This window comes from Bradyrhizobium sp. HKCCYLS2038 (genome assembly GCF_051167655.1).
Taxonomy (GTDB): domain Bacteria; phylum Pseudomonadota; class Alphaproteobacteria; order Rhizobiales; family Xanthobacteraceae; genus Bradyrhizobium.
Genome location: NZ_JBNPTM010000001.1, coordinates 1,557,699 through 1,572,959 on the forward strand (window position 1 = coordinate 1,557,699; position 15,261 = coordinate 1,572,959).

Annotated in this window: 14 protein-coding genes and 1 riboswitch; of the genes, 4 read left to right on the forward strand and 10 right to left on the reverse strand. The window is 66.1% G+C overall.

Translation table 11 applies throughout. The annotated features are described in order from the left end of the window. Positions 1 to 430: 430 nt before the first annotated feature. The 5 genes from ACQR1I_RS06750 to ACQR1I_RS06770 form a co-directional block, all read right to left on the reverse strand. A complete protein-coding gene (locus ACQR1I_RS06750) occupies positions 431 to 1,039 on the reverse strand; it encodes a thiamine phosphate synthase (protein WP_434869056.1) in 609 nt (202 codons plus the stop codon). Then, on the reverse strand, positions 1,026 to 1,808 hold the full coding sequence (locus tag ACQR1I_RS06755) for a thiazole synthase (RefSeq protein ID WP_434869055.1): 783 nt from the start codon (positions 1,806 to 1,808) through the stop codon (positions 1,026 to 1,028). The genes ACQR1I_RS06750 and ACQR1I_RS06755 overlap by 14 nt, the downstream gene beginning before the upstream one ends. Positions 1,809 to 1,987: 179 nt before the next feature. Further along, positions 1,988 to 2,185, reverse strand: coding sequence for a sulfur carrier protein ThiS (gene thiS / locus ACQR1I_RS06760; RefSeq protein ID WP_434869054.1), 198 nt, complete (start codon positions 2,183 to 2,185; stop codon positions 1,988 to 1,990). Continuing rightward, entirely contained in the window at positions 2,176 to 3,189 is a 1,014-nt protein-coding gene (locus ACQR1I_RS06765) for an FAD-dependent oxidoreductase (RefSeq protein WP_434869053.1), read from the reverse strand. The genes thiS and ACQR1I_RS06765 overlap by 10 nt, the downstream gene beginning before the upstream one ends. Then, positions 3,178 to 3,289, reverse strand: a riboswitch (TPP riboswitch). It overlaps the preceding gene by 12 nt. A 78-nt stretch (positions 3,290 to 3,367) precedes the next feature. Continuing rightward, entirely contained in the window at positions 3,368 to 4,162 is a 795-nt protein-coding gene (locus tag ACQR1I_RS06770) for a transglycosylase SLT domain-containing protein (protein WP_434869052.1), read from the reverse strand. Positions 4,163 to 4,375: 213 nt separating this feature from the next. On the opposite strand from ACQR1I_RS06770, the gene ACQR1I_RS06775 reads away from it, so the two are divergent. The 3 genes from ACQR1I_RS06775 (at position 4,376) to ACQR1I_RS06785 (ending at position 7,405) form a co-directional block, all read left to right on the forward strand. Beyond that, complete coding sequence (locus ACQR1I_RS06775) at positions 4,376 to 5,863, forward strand: hypothetical protein (protein ID WP_434869051.1); 1,488 nt, start codon at positions 4,376 to 4,378, stop codon at positions 5,861 to 5,863. A gap of 150 nt (positions 5,864 to 6,013) precedes the next feature. Continuing rightward, the gene (locus ACQR1I_RS06780; protein ID WP_434869050.1) at positions 6,014 to 6,274 is read left to right on the forward strand and encodes a hypothetical protein; all 261 of its coding nucleotides are present in this window, start codon (positions 6,014 to 6,016) and stop codon (positions 6,272 to 6,274) included. A 582-nt stretch (positions 6,275 to 6,856) separates the two neighbouring features. Further along, complete coding sequence (locus tag ACQR1I_RS06785) at positions 6,857 to 7,405, forward strand: PRC-barrel domain-containing protein (protein WP_434869049.1); 549 nt, start codon at positions 6,857 to 6,859, stop codon at positions 7,403 to 7,405. Positions 7,406 to 7,469: 64 nt separating this feature from the next. Here the strand turns inward: ACQR1I_RS06785 and ACQR1I_RS06790 are convergent, their stop codons facing one another. The 5 genes from ACQR1I_RS06790 to ACQR1I_RS06810 form a co-directional block, all read right to left on the reverse strand. After that, positions 7,470 to 8,843 (reverse strand): ATP-binding protein, encoded by a 1,374-nt coding sequence (locus tag ACQR1I_RS06790; protein WP_434869048.1) that lies wholly within the window; start codon positions 8,841 to 8,843, stop codon positions 7,470 to 7,472. A 10-nt stretch (positions 8,844 to 8,853) separates the two neighbouring features. Then, positions 8,854 to 9,594, reverse strand: a complete 741-nt coding sequence (locus ACQR1I_RS06795; RefSeq protein WP_434869116.1) for a response regulator — start codon at positions 9,592 to 9,594, stop codon at positions 8,854 to 8,856. A gap of 307 nt (positions 9,595 to 9,901) precedes the next feature. After that, positions 9,902 to 11,119 carry an ABC transporter substrate-binding protein gene (locus ACQR1I_RS06800; RefSeq protein ID WP_434869047.1) on the reverse strand — a complete coding sequence of 406 codons (1,218 nt, stop codon included), beginning with the start codon at positions 11,117 to 11,119 and terminating at the stop codon, positions 9,902 to 9,904. Positions 11,120 to 11,221: 102 nt separating this feature from the next. Continuing rightward, positions 11,222 to 12,862, reverse strand: coding sequence for a DUF4403 family protein (locus tag ACQR1I_RS06805; protein WP_434869115.1), 1,641 nt, complete (start codon positions 12,860 to 12,862; stop codon positions 11,222 to 11,224). Positions 12,863 to 13,133: 271 nt separating this feature from the next. Continuing rightward, complete coding sequence (locus ACQR1I_RS06810; protein ID WP_434869046.1) at positions 13,134 to 13,844, reverse strand: L,D-transpeptidase; 711 nt, start codon at positions 13,842 to 13,844, stop codon at positions 13,134 to 13,136. Positions 13,845 to 14,187: 343 nt separating this feature from the next. Between ACQR1I_RS06810 and ACQR1I_RS06815 the strand changes: the two genes are divergently transcribed. Further along, the gene (locus tag ACQR1I_RS06815) at positions 14,188 to 15,243 is read left to right on the forward strand and encodes a glycosyltransferase family 4 protein (protein WP_434869045.1); all 1,056 of its coding nucleotides are present in this window, start codon (positions 14,188 to 14,190) and stop codon (positions 15,241 to 15,243) included. Positions 15,244 to 15,261: the final 18 nt, after the last annotated feature.

The following is a 15,261-nucleotide window of genomic DNA, read 5'->3' on the forward strand; positions in this document are numbered from 1 at the left end:
CCTTCTCAATTGTTGTTGTTGGAGTGAATGGGGGACGTCATTGCGAGGAGCACTTGCGACGAAGCCATCCGGGGCGGCACCCGCGGCCCTGGATTGCGTCGCTTCGCTCGCAATGACGGTGGAGCGAGTGGGGCCACGAGCGGCTCTCTCGCCCGCGTCGAGTTGCGGTTTGTCCAGCGTGTGAGGAGCGCAGAGTGTTCAGGCTCCCCTCCCCCTTGCGGGGAGGGGTTGGGGGTGGGGGTGCCCGGAGCTCGGTGCTGACGGGTGAGCGCGCTTGCGAAGTTGCTAGTTGCTCTTAACTTCACACGAAGAGCGGTGCGTGTGGACCCCCACCCCCGACCCCTCCCCGCAAGGGGGAGGGGGGCGCACCGCGCTTGCGGCAACGAGCTCTTGCAACAATTCTCAGACGCATTCGCAAAAATCGCGCGCATCATGCCGGCTCCTTCGCCGCATCCAGCCATGCGCGGACACGCGCGTCAGGGTCGGGGTTCTGGGTGACGTCGCTGACGACGGCGATGGAGTCGGCGCCGGCGGCGAAGATCTCCGCGGCCTGCTCCAGCTTGATGCCGCCGATGGCGACCAGGGGAATGTTGCCGATGCGCTGCTTCCAGACGCCGATCTTCGCGATGCCCTGCGGCGCGAAGCGCATCGCCTTCAAGGTGGTCGGAAAGATCGGGCCGAGCGCGACGTAGTCGGGCTTGGCGGCGAGCGCGGTCTCCAGTTCGGCGTCGTCATGGGTCGAGAGGCCGAGCGTGAGGCCAGCGTCCTTGATCGCCTTGACGTCGGCCTCGGCCAGATCCTCCTGGCCGAGATGGACGTGCTCGGCGCCGGCGACGACGGCGGCGCGCCAGTAATCGTTCACGATCAGCTTCGTCGCCGTGCCCTTGGTGATGGCGAGCGCATCGGTGACGATCTGCAGCGCCTGGCCGTCGTCGAGATTTTTCGCACGCAATTGCACGGTGCCGACGCCGAGTTTTGTCAGGCGCTCGACCCAGGCGAGGCTGTCGACGACGGGATAGAAGCGATCAGGATACGGCATGCCAGAACGGGGTCCCAACGACAGGGGTGGAGGGCGAGGCGAAATCGCGGGCGTCCATCAGCCCGGCCTCGTAGGCGGTGCGGCCGGCCTCACAGCCGAGCCGGAAGGCGCGCGCCATCGCGACGGGGTCGGCGGCCTTGGCGATCGCGGTGTTGAGCAGCACGGCGTCGTAGCCGAGTTCCAGCGCTTCCGCGGCGTGGCTGGGCGCGCCGAGGCCGGCGTCGACGACGAGCGTGATGTCGGGCAGCCGATCGCGTAAGAGCTTCAGCGCGTCGCGATTGATGATGCCCTTCGCCGAGCCGATTGGCGCCGCCCAGGGCATCACGACCTTGCAGCCGGCATCGACCAGCCGCGTCGCGACGGTGAGATCCTCGGTGCAATAGGGGAAAACCTCGAAACCGTCCTTGATCAGGATGGTGGCGGCCTCGACCAGCCCGACGACATCGGGCTGCAAGGTGTCGTTGTCGCCGATCACCTCGAGCTTGATCCAGGAGGTGCCGAACAATTCGCGCGCGAGCTTGGCTGTCGTCACCGCCTCGCGCACGCTGCGGCAGCCGGCGGTGTTCGGCAGCACCGTGACATTGAGCGCGTTGATCAGCTTCCAGAATGCATCACCGCTCTTGCCGCCCGCAGCCTCGCGCCGCAGGGAGACGGTGACGATCTCGGCGCCGGAGGCGCGGATCGCGTCCTGCATGATCGCGGGCGACGGGTAGAGCGCGGAGCCGATGAGGAGGCGCGAGGTGAAGGTCTTGTCGTAGAATTTCAGCATAGATGATCTCCGTCATGTCGGACGGTGGTCCCGGCGCACGCCGGGACCCATACCGCGTGATGTCGCGATGGGGCACGAGAGGAGAGACCGAGCGCTATCACCGCCGACGGTGGTTATGGGTCCCGGCATGCGCCGGGACGACGGCGGAGTGTGTGGCGCGAGCGCGCGCTCCATCGGCATCACCCTCCCTGCCGCGGCGTGATGATCTCGATCTCGTCGCCGGCGTTCAGCGCCGTCTCGGCCCAGCGGCTCTTCGGCACGACATCGTAGTTCAGCGCGATCGCGAAATGGGTGCCTTCGTAGTCGAGCTCGGAGAGCAGCGCGGCGACGCTGGTGGCGCTGATGTCGCGGGCTTCGCCATTGACCGTTACGCGCATCGCATCACCTCGTTATCGATCTGGCCATGCGCGACATAGTTGAGCGTCGCCTGCGCCAGCGCCGGCGCGATCAGGAAGCCGTGGCGGTAGAGGCCGTTGACGCGGATCTCGCGCTCGCTCTGCACCGTGATGCGCGGCAGGTTGTCGGGATAGGCCGGCCGCAGGCCGGAGCCGAATTCGAGGATGCGCGCCTCGCCGAACGCGGGATGCACGGAGTAGGCGGCGCCGAGCAATTCCAGCGCCGAACGCAAGCTGACGCCGGTGTCCTCGGCCTCGAGCGAGGTCGCGCCGAGCATGAACAGATTGTCCTCGCGCGGGATCAGATACAGCGGAAAGCGCGGATGCATCAGCCGCACGGGGCGCGCCAGCTGCACCTCGGATGTCTCGATCAGGATCATCTCGCCCTTGACGCCGCGCAAGTCAGGCTCGGCGTCGCGTGCCTCCAGCCCGCGGCAGTCGATGACCAGGCCGTCGAGATCATCAGCGCTGACAGCGCTGTTGAACAGCACGCGGCCGCCGGCCTCGACGATGCGCTGGTGCAGCCTCGGCAGCACGCGGCGCGGTTCGACATGGCCTTCGCTCGGATAGAACAGGCCCTCGCGGAAGCGGCCCTCGAGCGACGGTTCCAGCGCCGCGAGAGCCGCCGCATCGAGCCGCTGATAGCCCGAGGTGCGGCGGGCGAAGCGGTCGTAATCGGCGCGGTCGCGGGCATGCGCGATCACCAGCGAGCCGTTGAATGGCGTTTCCGGCATCTCGTGCCGCCAAATATCGAGCGAGGCGAGGCCGAGCCGGCTGATGACGGGCTCGGAGATTTCGCTCTCGCAATACGGTGCCAGCATGCCGCCGGCCCAATGGCTGGTGGAGAGCATCAGCGCGGCGTCGCTGCGCTCGTGCAGGGTCACGTCGTGACCGGCACGCGCGAACAGCAGCGCCTGCCAAGCGCCGGCAATACCTGCACCGATGATGGATACGGGGACATCCCCGCGCGTAAGCGTCTGCTGCATCCCTGTCCCTTCGCCGGCATGACCCGGATCAGGTTCAAAGGGTCACCGCATTCACGCTGCGGTATCTCAGCTCCCCCTCGGAGCTCCCCTCGGAACGCGCTTAAAATAGACCGATACGGCCCCGTGTCAACGGAGTGTCACGGAAAGACGGTGTACGGCCGTTAGGAACCAAATCGCGTCAGTGCGCGCGGGCGTGGCGGCTGCCGGCGATTTTCGGCGTGATGTCGAGCGGCGCGCTGACGCGCTCCGGCCGGCCCGCCGGCCTGGCATCGGCGAGGCGCTGCCGCTTGGCCACCTCGTAATAGCCCTTGGCGAAATAGGCCACGGCGCGGTCGTGATCGCCGCGCGCGGCGCGATAGGCGCCGGCGAGGTAGCGCACGCCATAGGTGAGGTTGGTGTTGGGATCGTGCAGGCCGGCCGCATCGCCGGTGTAGCCGAGGCCGCGCGCGGTGCCGAGCTTGATCTGCATCAGGCCGATGCAGCCGCAACTGCCGACGAGGTCCTTCTGGTACTTGCTCTCGCGCACGATGACGCGGTGGATCAGCGCTTCGGGAATGTTGTTGGCGGCGGCATGCACCGCGACCAGTGCATCGATATGCGGATGGCCGGTGTTCATGTGCTTGGGCTTGATGTCCGCAGCCCGGCGTTCGGTCTCGCGCGGCTCGGCGGCGGGCTCGGCCGGCAGGGCGTCGGCATCGGCGGGCGCGGCGGCATTGGCATCCATCGGCTGGGTGGTGTCGGCGCTGCTGACCGCCTCGATCGCCTCGACCTCGCGCGCGGCCTTGGTCACGGCGCTGCGGGCGGCGAGTTCCTTGATTCCCTCACCGCGCAAATGCGCCAGCTTGATCTTCCCGGACCGTGCCTTGCCGGCCGTGTCCGATGCCAGATTCGCATCCTCGGCCGCCATGACCGACGGCAGGTGACCAGCCACGGCAAAGGCCGCAAGGCAGGCCGTCAGCGCGAGACGTTTCATGTGTCAGGATCCCCCGGGAACCATGCGCGTGCCAAGCAGCCCCCCGACACGCATTTACACTTTACGCACCGTAATTGGTGCGAACGCCGGGCGATATTATGGCCGAAATGCGGCGATGGCGCTGGTTTGGGCATGATGGTTTCCGGGGTTTACCCCGAATTATGGCCGGCGTGCTTGGTTGGCGGACGTCTCCCGATCAGGGCCCTTGCCGCAATGACGCTGTCCGTGACCCACTCCGAAGCGACCGCCCGTCCGGCGCACGCGCAGCTCGCGCTGTGGGTCGGCGCCGGCGTCTACGCGCTGCTGCTGATCTCCGGCAACCGGCTGCTCAACGATCCCGACACGCTGTGGCAGATCACGGTGGGGCAGTGGATCATCGACCATCGCGCGGTGCCCGAGGTCGACGTCTATTCCTTCACCATGCGCGGCGCGCCGTGGATCTCGACGCAATGGCTGGCGCAGGTCGCCTATGCCGGCGCGTATGCCATCGCCGGCTGGACCGGCCTGGTGGTGCTGGCGGCGTCCGCAATCGCGCTCGCCTTCGCGCTGCTCGCGCGCGCCTTGAGCCGGCATCTGCGCGACAGCACGACGCTGGTGTTCGTCATCGCTGCCTTCCTGCTCTGCCTGCCGCATCTCTTGGCGCGGCCGCACGTGCTGGCGTTTCCGATCCTGGTGGCCTGGATGGCCGGGCTGATCGACGCCGCCGACCGCAAGCAGGCGCCGCCGATCGCGATGGTGCTGCTGCTGGCGCTGTGGGCCAATCTGCACGGCGGCTTCGTGTTCGGCCTGTTCTTCATCGCCCCCGCCGCGCTCGACGCGCTGGTCAATGCCGAGCCGCACGCCCGCCGCGCGCTCGCGCTGCGCTGGGCCGCCTTCGCCGCCCTGGCACTGGCCGCGAGCTGCTGCACGCCCTATGGCTGGAACGCGCTGCTCGCGGCGCGGAAGATCCTGTCGCTCGGCGAGGCGCTGCCGCTGATCGTGGAATGGAAGGCGGCGGATTTCCAGGGCCTCGGTCCGTTCGAAATCTGCCTCCTGCTGGCGATCGGCCTTGCACTAAATCACGGCATCCGGTTGCCGCCGGTGCGCATCCTGATGCTGCTCGGCCTGTTGCATATGGCACTGTCACAGGGGCGCGCGGCGGAAATTCTGGCGCTGGTCGGTCCGCTGGTGCTCGCGGCACCGCTGGCGCGGCAGCCGGGTGGCGAGCCCATGCAACCTGCCGCCGGCGGCGCGCGGGCGTTGCTGACGGCCGCGGTCGTGCTCGCGCTCGGCATGGCCACCTTCGCCTCGGCGCCGATCCTCGCCTTCGCGCCCAACCTGCGCGGCACGCCGGTGGCGGCGGTGACCGAGCTCAAGAAGCTCAACCTTGCCCGCGTCCTCAACGACTACGATTTCGGCGGCTACCTGATCTCTGTCGGTGTGGCGCCCTTCATCGACGGCCGCACCGAGCTCTATGGCGAAAAATTCTTCGTCGATCACAACGCCGCGTCAGGCCTGATGGAGCCGGACAATCTGTTCCGCCTGCTGAAGGACTACCAGATCGAGGCGACCTTGCTGCGCACCCAGAGCGCGGCCACCAAGCTGCTCGACCATGTCGACGGCTGGCAGAAGGTCTATGCCGACGACATCGCCACCATCCATGTGCGCAAGGCGGGCGCCCGGCATGCAGTGGAACCGGCGGTTGATTCTGCCGCTCACTGAATCGAGTACAGCGATCGCATCCGCGTGAGGTCGGATGTCGCGCGGCATCCCGGCGCGTGCAAACCGGCAGCCATGCGGCTATGATGAGACCTGTCAGTTCGACAGCAAGCCTGACTCATTCAAGAAGACTGAACAGAGAGGGAGCGCGTCATGGCCGCGAAGCCAGCCGACATCAAGTCAACCAACATCCATTTTCGAGGCATCGACAGCCCGCAACCTGCCGTGCGCGTCCTCGACATGCCGCGCAACAATCCCTGCGCCCAATGCGGCGAGCCGATCGCGCTGCCGTCCTGGGTCGAGAAGGATGGCCGGCGTACCGCCTATCTCTGGCACTGCCGCCTCTGCGACTACCGCTACGAGACCATCGCGTTCTACGCCGAAGCGGTTGATGACGACGCAATGGCGGCGTAGGTGGTCGCCATTGCCTGCAGGGTATCAGCTAAAAATCTGCTGATCTCCTCTTGAACACATGAATATTTAAGACGCGTGCTGCGACCGCCACGACGGTGCGCTCCCTCTCCCCGTTCTTCACGGGGAGAGGGTCGGGGTGAGGGGCAGCCGCACGGGCAGACTTAGTTATTAGAACTGAAGTCTGCTCGACGCTCCTAAAATCTCCGACGCAGTCCGAGCTTCCATAGCTCTTTCATCACAAGCTCTCGGGTAGACACTGGCACTTCCCGTGCCGTTGCCCCTCACCCCAACCCTCTCCCCGTGAAGAACGGGGAGAGGGAGCCGACTGCCGCTGCAGCGAGCAGCTCGCATCTATCGACGATGTTTCAACCAAGATCTCACCAATCAAGATTTCAAGGATGACCGGGCGCGCAAATTCAAAGCGGCCGGATTGACGAATTCGCGCGCCCAACCGTCACTCAGTAACACTTCCGCGGCGCAGTGAGACCGCTTGTCGCGCAAGGTGACGAAATCGTGGTTCCGGCGGAACGCGGACTGTCCGTTGCAGTTCTCTCGTCACCATTCACTGAGAGGAGACACCACATGGTGATGAAGACTGTTGCGGCCGGCCTCGCCGGTTCCCTGCTGCTCGCGACGGCGGCATTCGCCGCTGAGAGCACCACCACGACCACCAGCACCACGACGACTGCCAATACCACGGCAGCGTCCTACCAGGGTGACTGGCGCAGCTCGAAGCTGGTCGGTGTCAAGGTGTACAACAACAACAACGAGAACGTCGGCTCGATCGACGACATGCTCGTCGACAAGAGCGGCAATATCAAGGGCGTCGTGATCGGCGTCGGCGGCTTCCTCGGCATGGGCGAGCACATGGTGGCCGTCGCATTCGATCAGCTGAAGTTCTCGGATCAGCCGGTGCAGGCGAGCACGGCGTCCAACGCTCCGGCCACCGGCACCACGCCGCCGGCCTCAACGACGCCGCCGGCTTCGACCACCACGACCGGCGCCGCCACGGGTACTTCGTCGTCGTCATCGATGAGCTCGTCAAAGAACCGCTGGTATCCCGACCACGCCATGATCAACGCCACCAAGGATCAGCTGAAGTCGATGCCCGAGTTCAAGTACTCGGAGTAATTCGAACCGAAGGCCTGATTTGAGCGACGCGGCGCGCCCGGATTCGTCCGGACGCGTTCGCGCGTCAGGCAGCAGGGCGGAGTGTGGTTCGGCCGAGCGGCAGCTCGATGCGCGCGACCAGTCCGCTGGGCTTGCGATCGTGCAGCGAGAGCTCGCCGCCATGCGCCTGGACGATCGCCTTCGCGATCGACAGGCCGAGGCCGAAGCCGGTGGCTTCGTCCATATTGCGGGCGTCGTCCCCGCGCACGAACGGCTCCAGCATGGTCGGCTTGAGCGCATCGGCGATGCCGGGTCCGTCATCCTCGACGTCGATCGTCAGACACGCCCCGGAGACGGTCAGCCTGATCACGACCAGCTTGCCGTACTTCGCAGCATTCTCGACCAGGTTGGTGACGGAGCGCAGCAGATCGTCCGGCCGCACGGTGGCCATGGCATGCGGCGGCCCGACGTAGGTCACGTCGTGCCCGACATCGGCGAACTGGTCGGCGACGAGTTGCAGGATGCTGGCAATGTCGACCAGCGTCATCGGCTCGAGCTTGCGGCCGTTGCGCAGGAACGACAGCACGGATCCGAGCATGGCATGCATCTGATCGAGGTCGGCCAGCATGCGGCTGCGCTGCAGCTCATCCTCGACGAACTCGCAGCGCAGCCGCATGCGGGTCAGCGGCGTCCGCAGGTCGTGGCTGATCGCCGCGAGCATCTTGGTGCGGTCGTTCATCAGCGCGGTAATGCGTTGGCGCATGCGGTTCAGGGCGCGCGCCAGCGAGCGGATTTCCTCGGGGCCGCGCTCGGGCAGAGCGGCGGAGTCGCCATCGAGGCTGAAGGTTTCCGCAGCCTTCGCGAAGCTCGACAAGGGTGAGGTCAGCGCACGTGCGGCCCACAGGCCGAGCAGCGTCGTGCTGATCAGCGCGAACAGGATCGTCGTCAGCCACGGCGCACCCCAGAACGGCGGCCGGTGCGGCCGGTCGGGCGTCTTGGCGGAGATCAGCTCGCCATCGGGAAGCGCGAAGACGACACGGTGCAGGGGCGATCCGGGCGGCGGCATGAAGACCCCGTAGCCGGGGCCGAGACCCCGAAAGCCGCCGGGGCCGTGTCCGCCATCCGGTTCGCCGCCACGCCGCCCGCCGTCTCTCTCCGCGGCCTGCTGCGCCGGATCGGCCGGCATCGGCTCGGACTGCGCCTTGATGTCGAACTCCGGATAGGCGCGGGCGATGTCGGCGAGCAGCCGCGTCCGCTCGTCGGCGGGCGCGTGACCGAGAACGTGGATGACGGCGGCGAGCTGAAAAGGGCCCGCCTCGTTCTCACCCGGCGGCTGCTCGGCGCGATACAACAGGAACGTCGCCGTGATGATGGCGTGGAGCGCCACGATCGAGATCGCCACCAGCGCGGTGATCTGGCCGCGGATTCCCTTCAGGTTGAGAAAGCCGAACGACCTCATCACCGCCCCGTCAATGGCTCTGCGGCGCGGTCAACACCTCGACGACGGGCGTGAACATGTAGCCGCCGGAACGCACGGTCTTGATCATCGTGGCCTCCTGCGGATCAGGCTCGATCTTGCGGCGGATGCGGCTGACGAGAACGTCGATCGAACGTTCGAACGAGCCGGCGCTGCGGCCTTGCGTCAGGTCGAGCAGGCTGTCGCGGGACAGCACGCGACCAGGCCGTTCGCAGAACGTGCGCAGCAGGTCGAACTCCGCGCTCGTCATCGCCACGCGCGCCCCTTCAGGGTTGCGCAGCTCGCGCAGCCGGAAATCGATCTTCCAGCCGAGGAAGCTCAGCGCGGTCGCGCCCTCGGTCGCACTGGCGGTGATCGCGGCGGCCTGCCTGCGCAGCACCGCATTGATGCGGGCGAGCAGCTCGCGCGGATTGAACGGCTTGGGCAGGTAGTCGTCGGCGCCCATCTCGAGACCGAGAATGCGGTCGACGTCCTCGCCGCGCGCCGTGAGCATGATGATCGGCACCTGCGATTCCGCGCGCAGCTTGCGGCACAAGGTCAGGCCGTCCTCGCCGGGCAGCATCACGTCGAGGATCAGCAGGTCGATCCGGTGATCTCCCATGATGCGGGTCATCTCGCGGCCATCGGTCGCGGTCGTCACGTTGCAGGCATTGTTGCGCAGATATTTCGCAATCAGCGTCCGCGTCTCGCGGTCGTCCTCGACGACCAGGATGTGGGGTTGTGTCTGGGCCATACCGTCAATTGACCTAGAATCGCGGCGTTTTGCGAAGTTTTTTGTTGCGAAATGTTTCCTGGTGGCAACGTCCGGCACGGCCTGGACATCAGCTAGACCCGTGTTGCGGCTTTCGTGTGGGTGCGTCAAGCGTGATGGATGAATGCGGCGCCGGCTTGGCTGCACCCGACTACCGATGCAGCGTCCGTAATGTCGCCGTAGAGGGCCAAATCAGTGCTTGTAATTAACTGAGCCGTCGCTCCGAGCGCGGTGCGCTGCCTCTCCCCGTCAAGAACGGGGAGAGGGGGAGACCGTCGTCGCGGTTCGATCAGTTCGGCTTCACCAGCGGGCAGCCGCCCTTGTCGAGCGGGCGGAAGGCTTCGTCGCCGGGCACGGTCGCGATCAGCTTGTAGAGGTCCCAGTCGCCCTTGGACTCCTCGGGCTTCTTGACCTCGAACAGATACATGTCGTGCACCATGCGGCCGTCGATGCGGATCTTGCCGTTCTTGGCGAAGAAATCGTTCACCGGCGTCGCGCGCATCTGCTCCATCACCTTGGGGGCCTCGTCGGTGCCGATGGCTTCGATCGCCTTCAGGTAATGCATGGTCGCGGAGTAGAGCCCGGCCTGAATCATGGTCGGCATGTGCCCGACCTTGTCGTTGAAGCGCTTGGAGAACGCGCGGGTCTCGTCGTTCATGTCCCAGTAGAACGCGTCGGTTACGATCAGGCCAGCGGTCGATTTTGTGCCGAGCGAATGCACGTCGGTGATCTCCATCAGCAGTGCGATCATCTTCTGGCCGCTCTGCGCCAGGCCGAACTCCGCCGCCTGCTTGAGCGCATTCTGCGTATCGCCACCGGCATTGGCGAGGCCGACCACCTTGGCCTTGGACGCCTGCGCCTGCAGCACGAAGGACGAGAAGTCGGACGAGTTCAGCGGATGGCGCACGTCGCCAAGGACCTTGCCGCCGGCTTCCTTCACGACGTTGGCCGCGTCGCGCTCCAGCGCCTGGCCGAACGCGTAGTCGGCGGTGATGAAGAACCAGGTGTCCTCGCCTTGCTTGACCATCGCCTTGCCGGCGACATTGGACAGGGCGTAGGTGTCGTAGGTCCAGTGCACGGTGTTCGGCGAGCATGCCGTGCCGGTGATGTCGGACGAACCGCCGCCGGAATTGATGTGGATCTTGTTCTTCTCGCGCGTCAGCGCCGAGATCGGCAGCGCCACCGAGGAGGTCGGCACGTCGAAGATCGCATCGACCTTCTCGTTGTCGTACCAGTTGCGCGCAATGTTGATGCCGACGTCGGGCTTGTTCTGGTGGTCGGCCGAGACCACTTCGACCTTCTTGCCCTTGACCTTGCCGCCATAATCCTCGACCGCCATCTGCACGGCGACCAGCGAGCCCTTGCCGGTGGCATCCGCATAGAGGCTCGACATGTCCGTGAGCACGCCGATCTTGACGACGTCGTCCGAGATCGTCTGGGCCTGAGCGGTTCCGCAAAGGGCTGCCAGTGCCAGGGCAGCGGCGATGGCTTGCGCCGAAGGTCTCATCTGTTTCTCCCGAGATTGTTGTTGTTGGCTCGGGATGTTTAGCCTCGTTGGCAGCGCGGTGCAAAGCAGGGACCGTGCATGGGACCGTTGCACGACCGCGGACTACAGGCCCGGCAAGGTGTTGACCCGGACCGACAGGGTGCCTTCGGCCGAGGCGATCACGCGCAGCACCTTGGCGTCGAACGCGATGTCGGTCAACGCGAGGTTGTTGATGTCGGTGTCGACGCGGATGCCGTTCTCGTTCTTCTGCAGCTCCGCAACCGCGGTCGCGATTTTCTCACGGACATTGTCCGCGAACGGCTTGAGATCGACCACCGACCGTTCCAGCAGCGCGCGCTGCAGATGCGGAACCGCGGCGCGGGCCGCGGCGCCGAGCAGGCCAAATGCGGCCTCCGATTCGACCGCGAGCTGCAGGTCGGCGAGCCGCAGGATCTGCTGCGCCTGGTCGACGATGGGGCGTCCCCAGATATGCACAGTCGCCTCGGCAGCGAGGCCGAAGAAGCTCTCCTTCTCCTTGCCCTTGACCTGCAGCGAGATCAGCAGCCGGTTGCCCGAGGGCGTGACGGTCGCATGCTTGACGGTGACGGCAACCGGCCCGGAGCCGTCCTCGGGGAAGGTCCGGCCGGCGAGCTGCGAGTCGACGAGCTTGGTGAGCTCGGCGAAGGGCACGTCGATCGGGACCGCGACGTTGATGCCGCCGGTGGTCGGCGGAACGATCGTGAGCTTCTCGGGAAACGGACACTCGGGCTTGGTCTCTGCCGGCGTCACCCGGGTCTCCGCCTCGATGCCCATCGTCACCGTCGCCACGGTGGCATCGATCACCGGCTGGGCTGCGAGCGCGCGCGTCGGCTTGATCTCGAGCCAGACCGGCGGCAGTCCGGGCGCCGAGCCCTGCAGCGGGACCGAGCGGCAGGCGCGGGACCATTGGATCTGCGCATTTCGTCTCAGCGTCGGGTCCTTGCGCAGCCGTTCGCTGAGGGCACTGAGCTGTTCATTGACCTGCTTGTCGATGATCGGCTTCATCTGCGCCGGCACGTTGACGCGCGCGCCGGCGACGGTCAGCGCGGTGTCGCCGAGATTGACCTGGGCCGCGAAATTGGGCTCGACATACCAGGACACGGCCAGCCGTGGCCGCATCGCGATCATCACGCTCCCCTTGATGTCGGCCGTAGCGTTCAGGTTCTTGATGTTGATGCCGCCGATCTTGCTGGCGGCGTCCGATCCGAGCAGCCCGCCGATGGCATCACCGAGCGCGCCGGTCGCTTTCGCCGACAGCGATCCCGTGACGTTCAGCCGGCCCGAGAGCGGCGTCATCAGCGAGAGCGTGTCCTGCGCGCCCGTCGCGGCGATCGCCCCGCGCGACACCGTCCAGCCGATGTCGGCATTCTGCAGCAGCTGAGACACCGGATTGTCGGACTTGCCCGAAAAATTGCGCGGCGTCGCCTTCTCGGCGGCATCCCTGATAGCCCCGAGCGAGATCGTGACCGGCGCCATGATGATCGAGTTGCGGGTCGCCGGCGGCAACGGCGGCAGCTCGGCGAGCTGGGGCGCCGGTGTGCTGCCGGAAAACAGGAACACTTCGGCGATGATGATGCCGATCAGGACCAATGCGGCAAGCCCGGCAACCCCGATCAGCACCGTTCGCAGCCAGGGCGGCGAGCGTCGCGCCGGCCGCTGCTGCGGTTTCGGAGCGAGCGGATGAGGCCTGCCCTGCCAATCCGGTGGCGGCGTCGGAAGCTTCATGTCGGGTCCACGGACTCCAGCTGCCGCGATGTCGGCGCGCCGCGGCGGCGAGATCACGGTTAATGCGAGATTGTCGAGTTTACAGGGCTGGACCGAGGCGCGCCAGAGCAGCGCCTGCGGCGGGATGCCATCAATCGGGCGTGATGGTGAACGTCCCGGGTGCAAAAAAAGGACCGCCGGAGCACGAGGCCACGGCGGTCCAAGTCTGGGAGGAAGAGGGAAGCTGGGAGGAAGAAAGTAGGAAAGGGCAGGAGCCGGAGCGTCGCGCCGTTCAGCGCGTCACGCGGCCAAGAACTCGGCCGAGATCGGCGCGGCGCTCCATCGGCAGCACGATGACCCTGGCGCCGACAGTCACGCGGGAATAGAGATCGATCACGTCCTGATTGGTCAGGCGGATGCAGCCCGACGACACATGGGTGCCGATGGTATCGGGGGCATTCGTGCCGTGAATGCGATAGACGGTGCCGCCGAGATACATCGCGCGGGCGCCGAGCGGATTACCGGGGCCGCCGGCCATGTGGCGCGGCAGATAAGGCTGGCGTGCGATCATCTCCGGCGGCGGCGTCCAGTCCGGCCACTCGGCCTTCCTGGTCACCGACTGCACGCCGGACCAGGTGAAGCCGTCGCGGCCGACGCCGATGCCGTAGCGCATCGCCTGGCCGTTGCCGAGCACGTAGTACAAATAGGTATTCGGGGTGTCGATGATGACGGTACCCGGGGCTTCGCGGGTCGCGTAGTTCACGATCTGACGGCGCAGGCGCGCGGGCAACTCATAAGTTGTCGATTCGTCCTCGCGCGGATCGACAAGCTGCGGCACCGTGGCCTGCGGCTCATAGCTCGCGACTGGCGGCGGCAGCAGGAACGGGAAAGGGAATGGAGCGGGGGACGCGGCTTGCGTCGGCGACGCGGTCGCGACCGCGCCGGCGAGCAGCGCGCCAAGGATGATGCGGGATTGCCAACGGGTCGTACCTGACGTGAACATGAACGTCCGCCTGTTTGATCGTCGTTGCGCGGCTGTTGTCTCAGCCAGCGCGCTTGAAATCAGTTGACTGTCATCATTGTCGGAGCGCTTGGTCCGGCTCCTTGATGCTGCAACTCATAAGGGAGAAAAGTTTCATTGCGTTTGCACGCTGCAAGTAAAACGGTTTCGTCGGCTTAACCGTTTGTTTCATGACGGTTTCACGACAGAGACTGCGCAGATCGTGGTCGTGGACGGTGGATCGCGGCAAAAACAGCCTTCGACAGTTCGATGACGTCACACGCCTGAAATAACAATGTCGGATTTTGCGGCTGTTCAGAATCGCTGCAACTTTCCGGATCGCCTTATGCGGATCTTAATCGCAACTGACGCCTGGCACCCGCAGGTCAACGGCGTGGTACGCACGCTCACCTCCTTGTCGCGTGCCGCGGCGGGCCTCGGCTACGACATCACCTTCCTGACGCCCGAAGGGTTCTCCTCGTTCGGCGTGCCGACCTATCCGGGCCTGCGGCTCGCGATCACGCGGGCCGGCGAGATCGCCCGCCGCATCGAGGCGGCTGCGCCTGATGCGATTCACATCGCCACCGAAGGCACGATCGGGTGGGCGGTGCGTCGCTACTGCCTGCGCAACGGCCTTCCTTTCACCACCTCCTACACGACGCGCTTCCCGGAATATGTCTCGGTCCGCACCGGTATTCCCGACGCGGTCGGCTATTGGGTGATGCGCCGCTTCCACGACGCGGCCGCGATGACCATGATCGCAACGAATTCGCTCAAGCAGGAGCTCGCCTCGCGCGGCTTCAAGCGTCTCGGCTTCTGGACGCGGGGCGTCGATACCAAGCTGTTCAATCCCGACGAACCAGCGGCGCTCGATCTGCCGCGCCCGATCTTCATGAGCGTCGGCCGCGTCGCGATCGAGAAGAATCTCGAAGCGTTCCTGTCGCTCGATCTGCCGGGGTCGAAGGTCGTGGTCGGCGACGGTCCGGCCAAGGCCGAGCTCGCGCGGCGTTTCCCGACCGCGCATTTCCTCGGCGAGAAGACCGGCAAGGATCTGACTGCGCACATGGCGGCCGCTGATGTCTTCGTATTTCCGAGCCTGACCGACACGTTCGGCGTGGTGCAGCTGGAATCGCTCGCCTGCGGTACGCCGGTCGCGGCGTTCCCTGTCACCGGTCCGCTCGACGTCATTGCCGATCATCCGGTGGGTGCGATCGACTGGGATCTGCGCGCGGCCTGCCTGAAGGCGCTGACGATGTCGCGCGCCGAGTGCCGCACCTTCGCGCTCGACCGCTCCTGGGAGAACAGCGCACGCCAGTTCATCGGCAATCTCGCCGTGCCGCAGCTGTCACGCGTCGTTCGTCCTGCACCGATCCTGGCCGGCCAGAGCGCGGTGCGCGGCTGACGGCCAAGCCTTCAATTA

Bases quoted from the DNA above. Each gene is read 5' to 3' on its own strand.
- thiS (WP_434869054.1), bottom strand. From the start codon at position 2,185: ATGCGCGTAACGGTCAATGGCGAAGCCCGCGACATCAGCGCCACCAGC.
- ACQR1I_RS06785 (WP_434869049.1), top strand. From the start codon at position 6,857: ATGGTGATGAAGACTGTTGCGGCCGGCCTCGCCGGTTCCCTGCTGCTC.
- ACQR1I_RS06755 (WP_434869055.1), bottom strand. From the start codon at position 1,808: ATGCTGAAATTCTACGACAAGACCTTCACCTCGCGCCTCCTCATCGGC.
- ACQR1I_RS06770 (WP_434869052.1), bottom strand. From the start codon at position 4,162: ATGAAACGTCTCGCGCTGACGGCCTGCCTTGCGGCCTTTGCCGTGGCT.
- ACQR1I_RS06790 (WP_434869048.1), bottom strand. From the start codon at position 8,843: ATGAGGTCGTTCGGCTTTCTCAACCTGAAGGGAATCCGCGGCCAGATC.
- ACQR1I_RS06780 (WP_434869050.1), top strand. From the start codon at position 6,014: ATGGCCGCGAAGCCAGCCGACATCAAGTCAACCAACATCCATTTTCGA.
- ACQR1I_RS06810 (WP_434869046.1), bottom strand. From the start codon at position 13,844: ATGTTCACGTCAGGTACGACCCGTTGGCAATCCCGCATCATCCTTGGC.
- ACQR1I_RS06750 (WP_434869056.1), bottom strand. From the start codon at position 1,039: ATGCCGTATCCTGATCGCTTCTATCCCGTCGTCGACAGCCTCGCCTGG.
- ACQR1I_RS06765 (WP_434869053.1), bottom strand. From the start codon at position 3,189: ATGCAGCAGACGCTTACGCGCGGGGATGTCCCCGTATCCATCATCGGT.
- ACQR1I_RS06795 (WP_434869116.1), bottom strand. From the start codon at position 9,594: ATGGCCCAGACACAACCCCACATCCTGGTCGTCGAGGACGACCGCGAG.
- ACQR1I_RS06815 (WP_434869045.1), top strand. From the start codon at position 14,188: ATGCGGATCTTAATCGCAACTGACGCCTGGCACCCGCAGGTCAACGGC.
- ACQR1I_RS06805 (WP_434869115.1), bottom strand. From the start codon at position 12,862: ATGAAGCTTCCGACGCCGCCACCGGATTGGCAGGGCAGGCCTCATCCG.
- ACQR1I_RS06775 (WP_434869051.1), top strand. From the start codon at position 4,376: ATGACGCTGTCCGTGACCCACTCCGAAGCGACCGCCCGTCCGGCGCAC.
- ACQR1I_RS06800 (WP_434869047.1), bottom strand. From the start codon at position 11,119: ATGAGACCTTCGGCGCAAGCCATCGCCGCTGCCCTGGCACTGGCAGCC.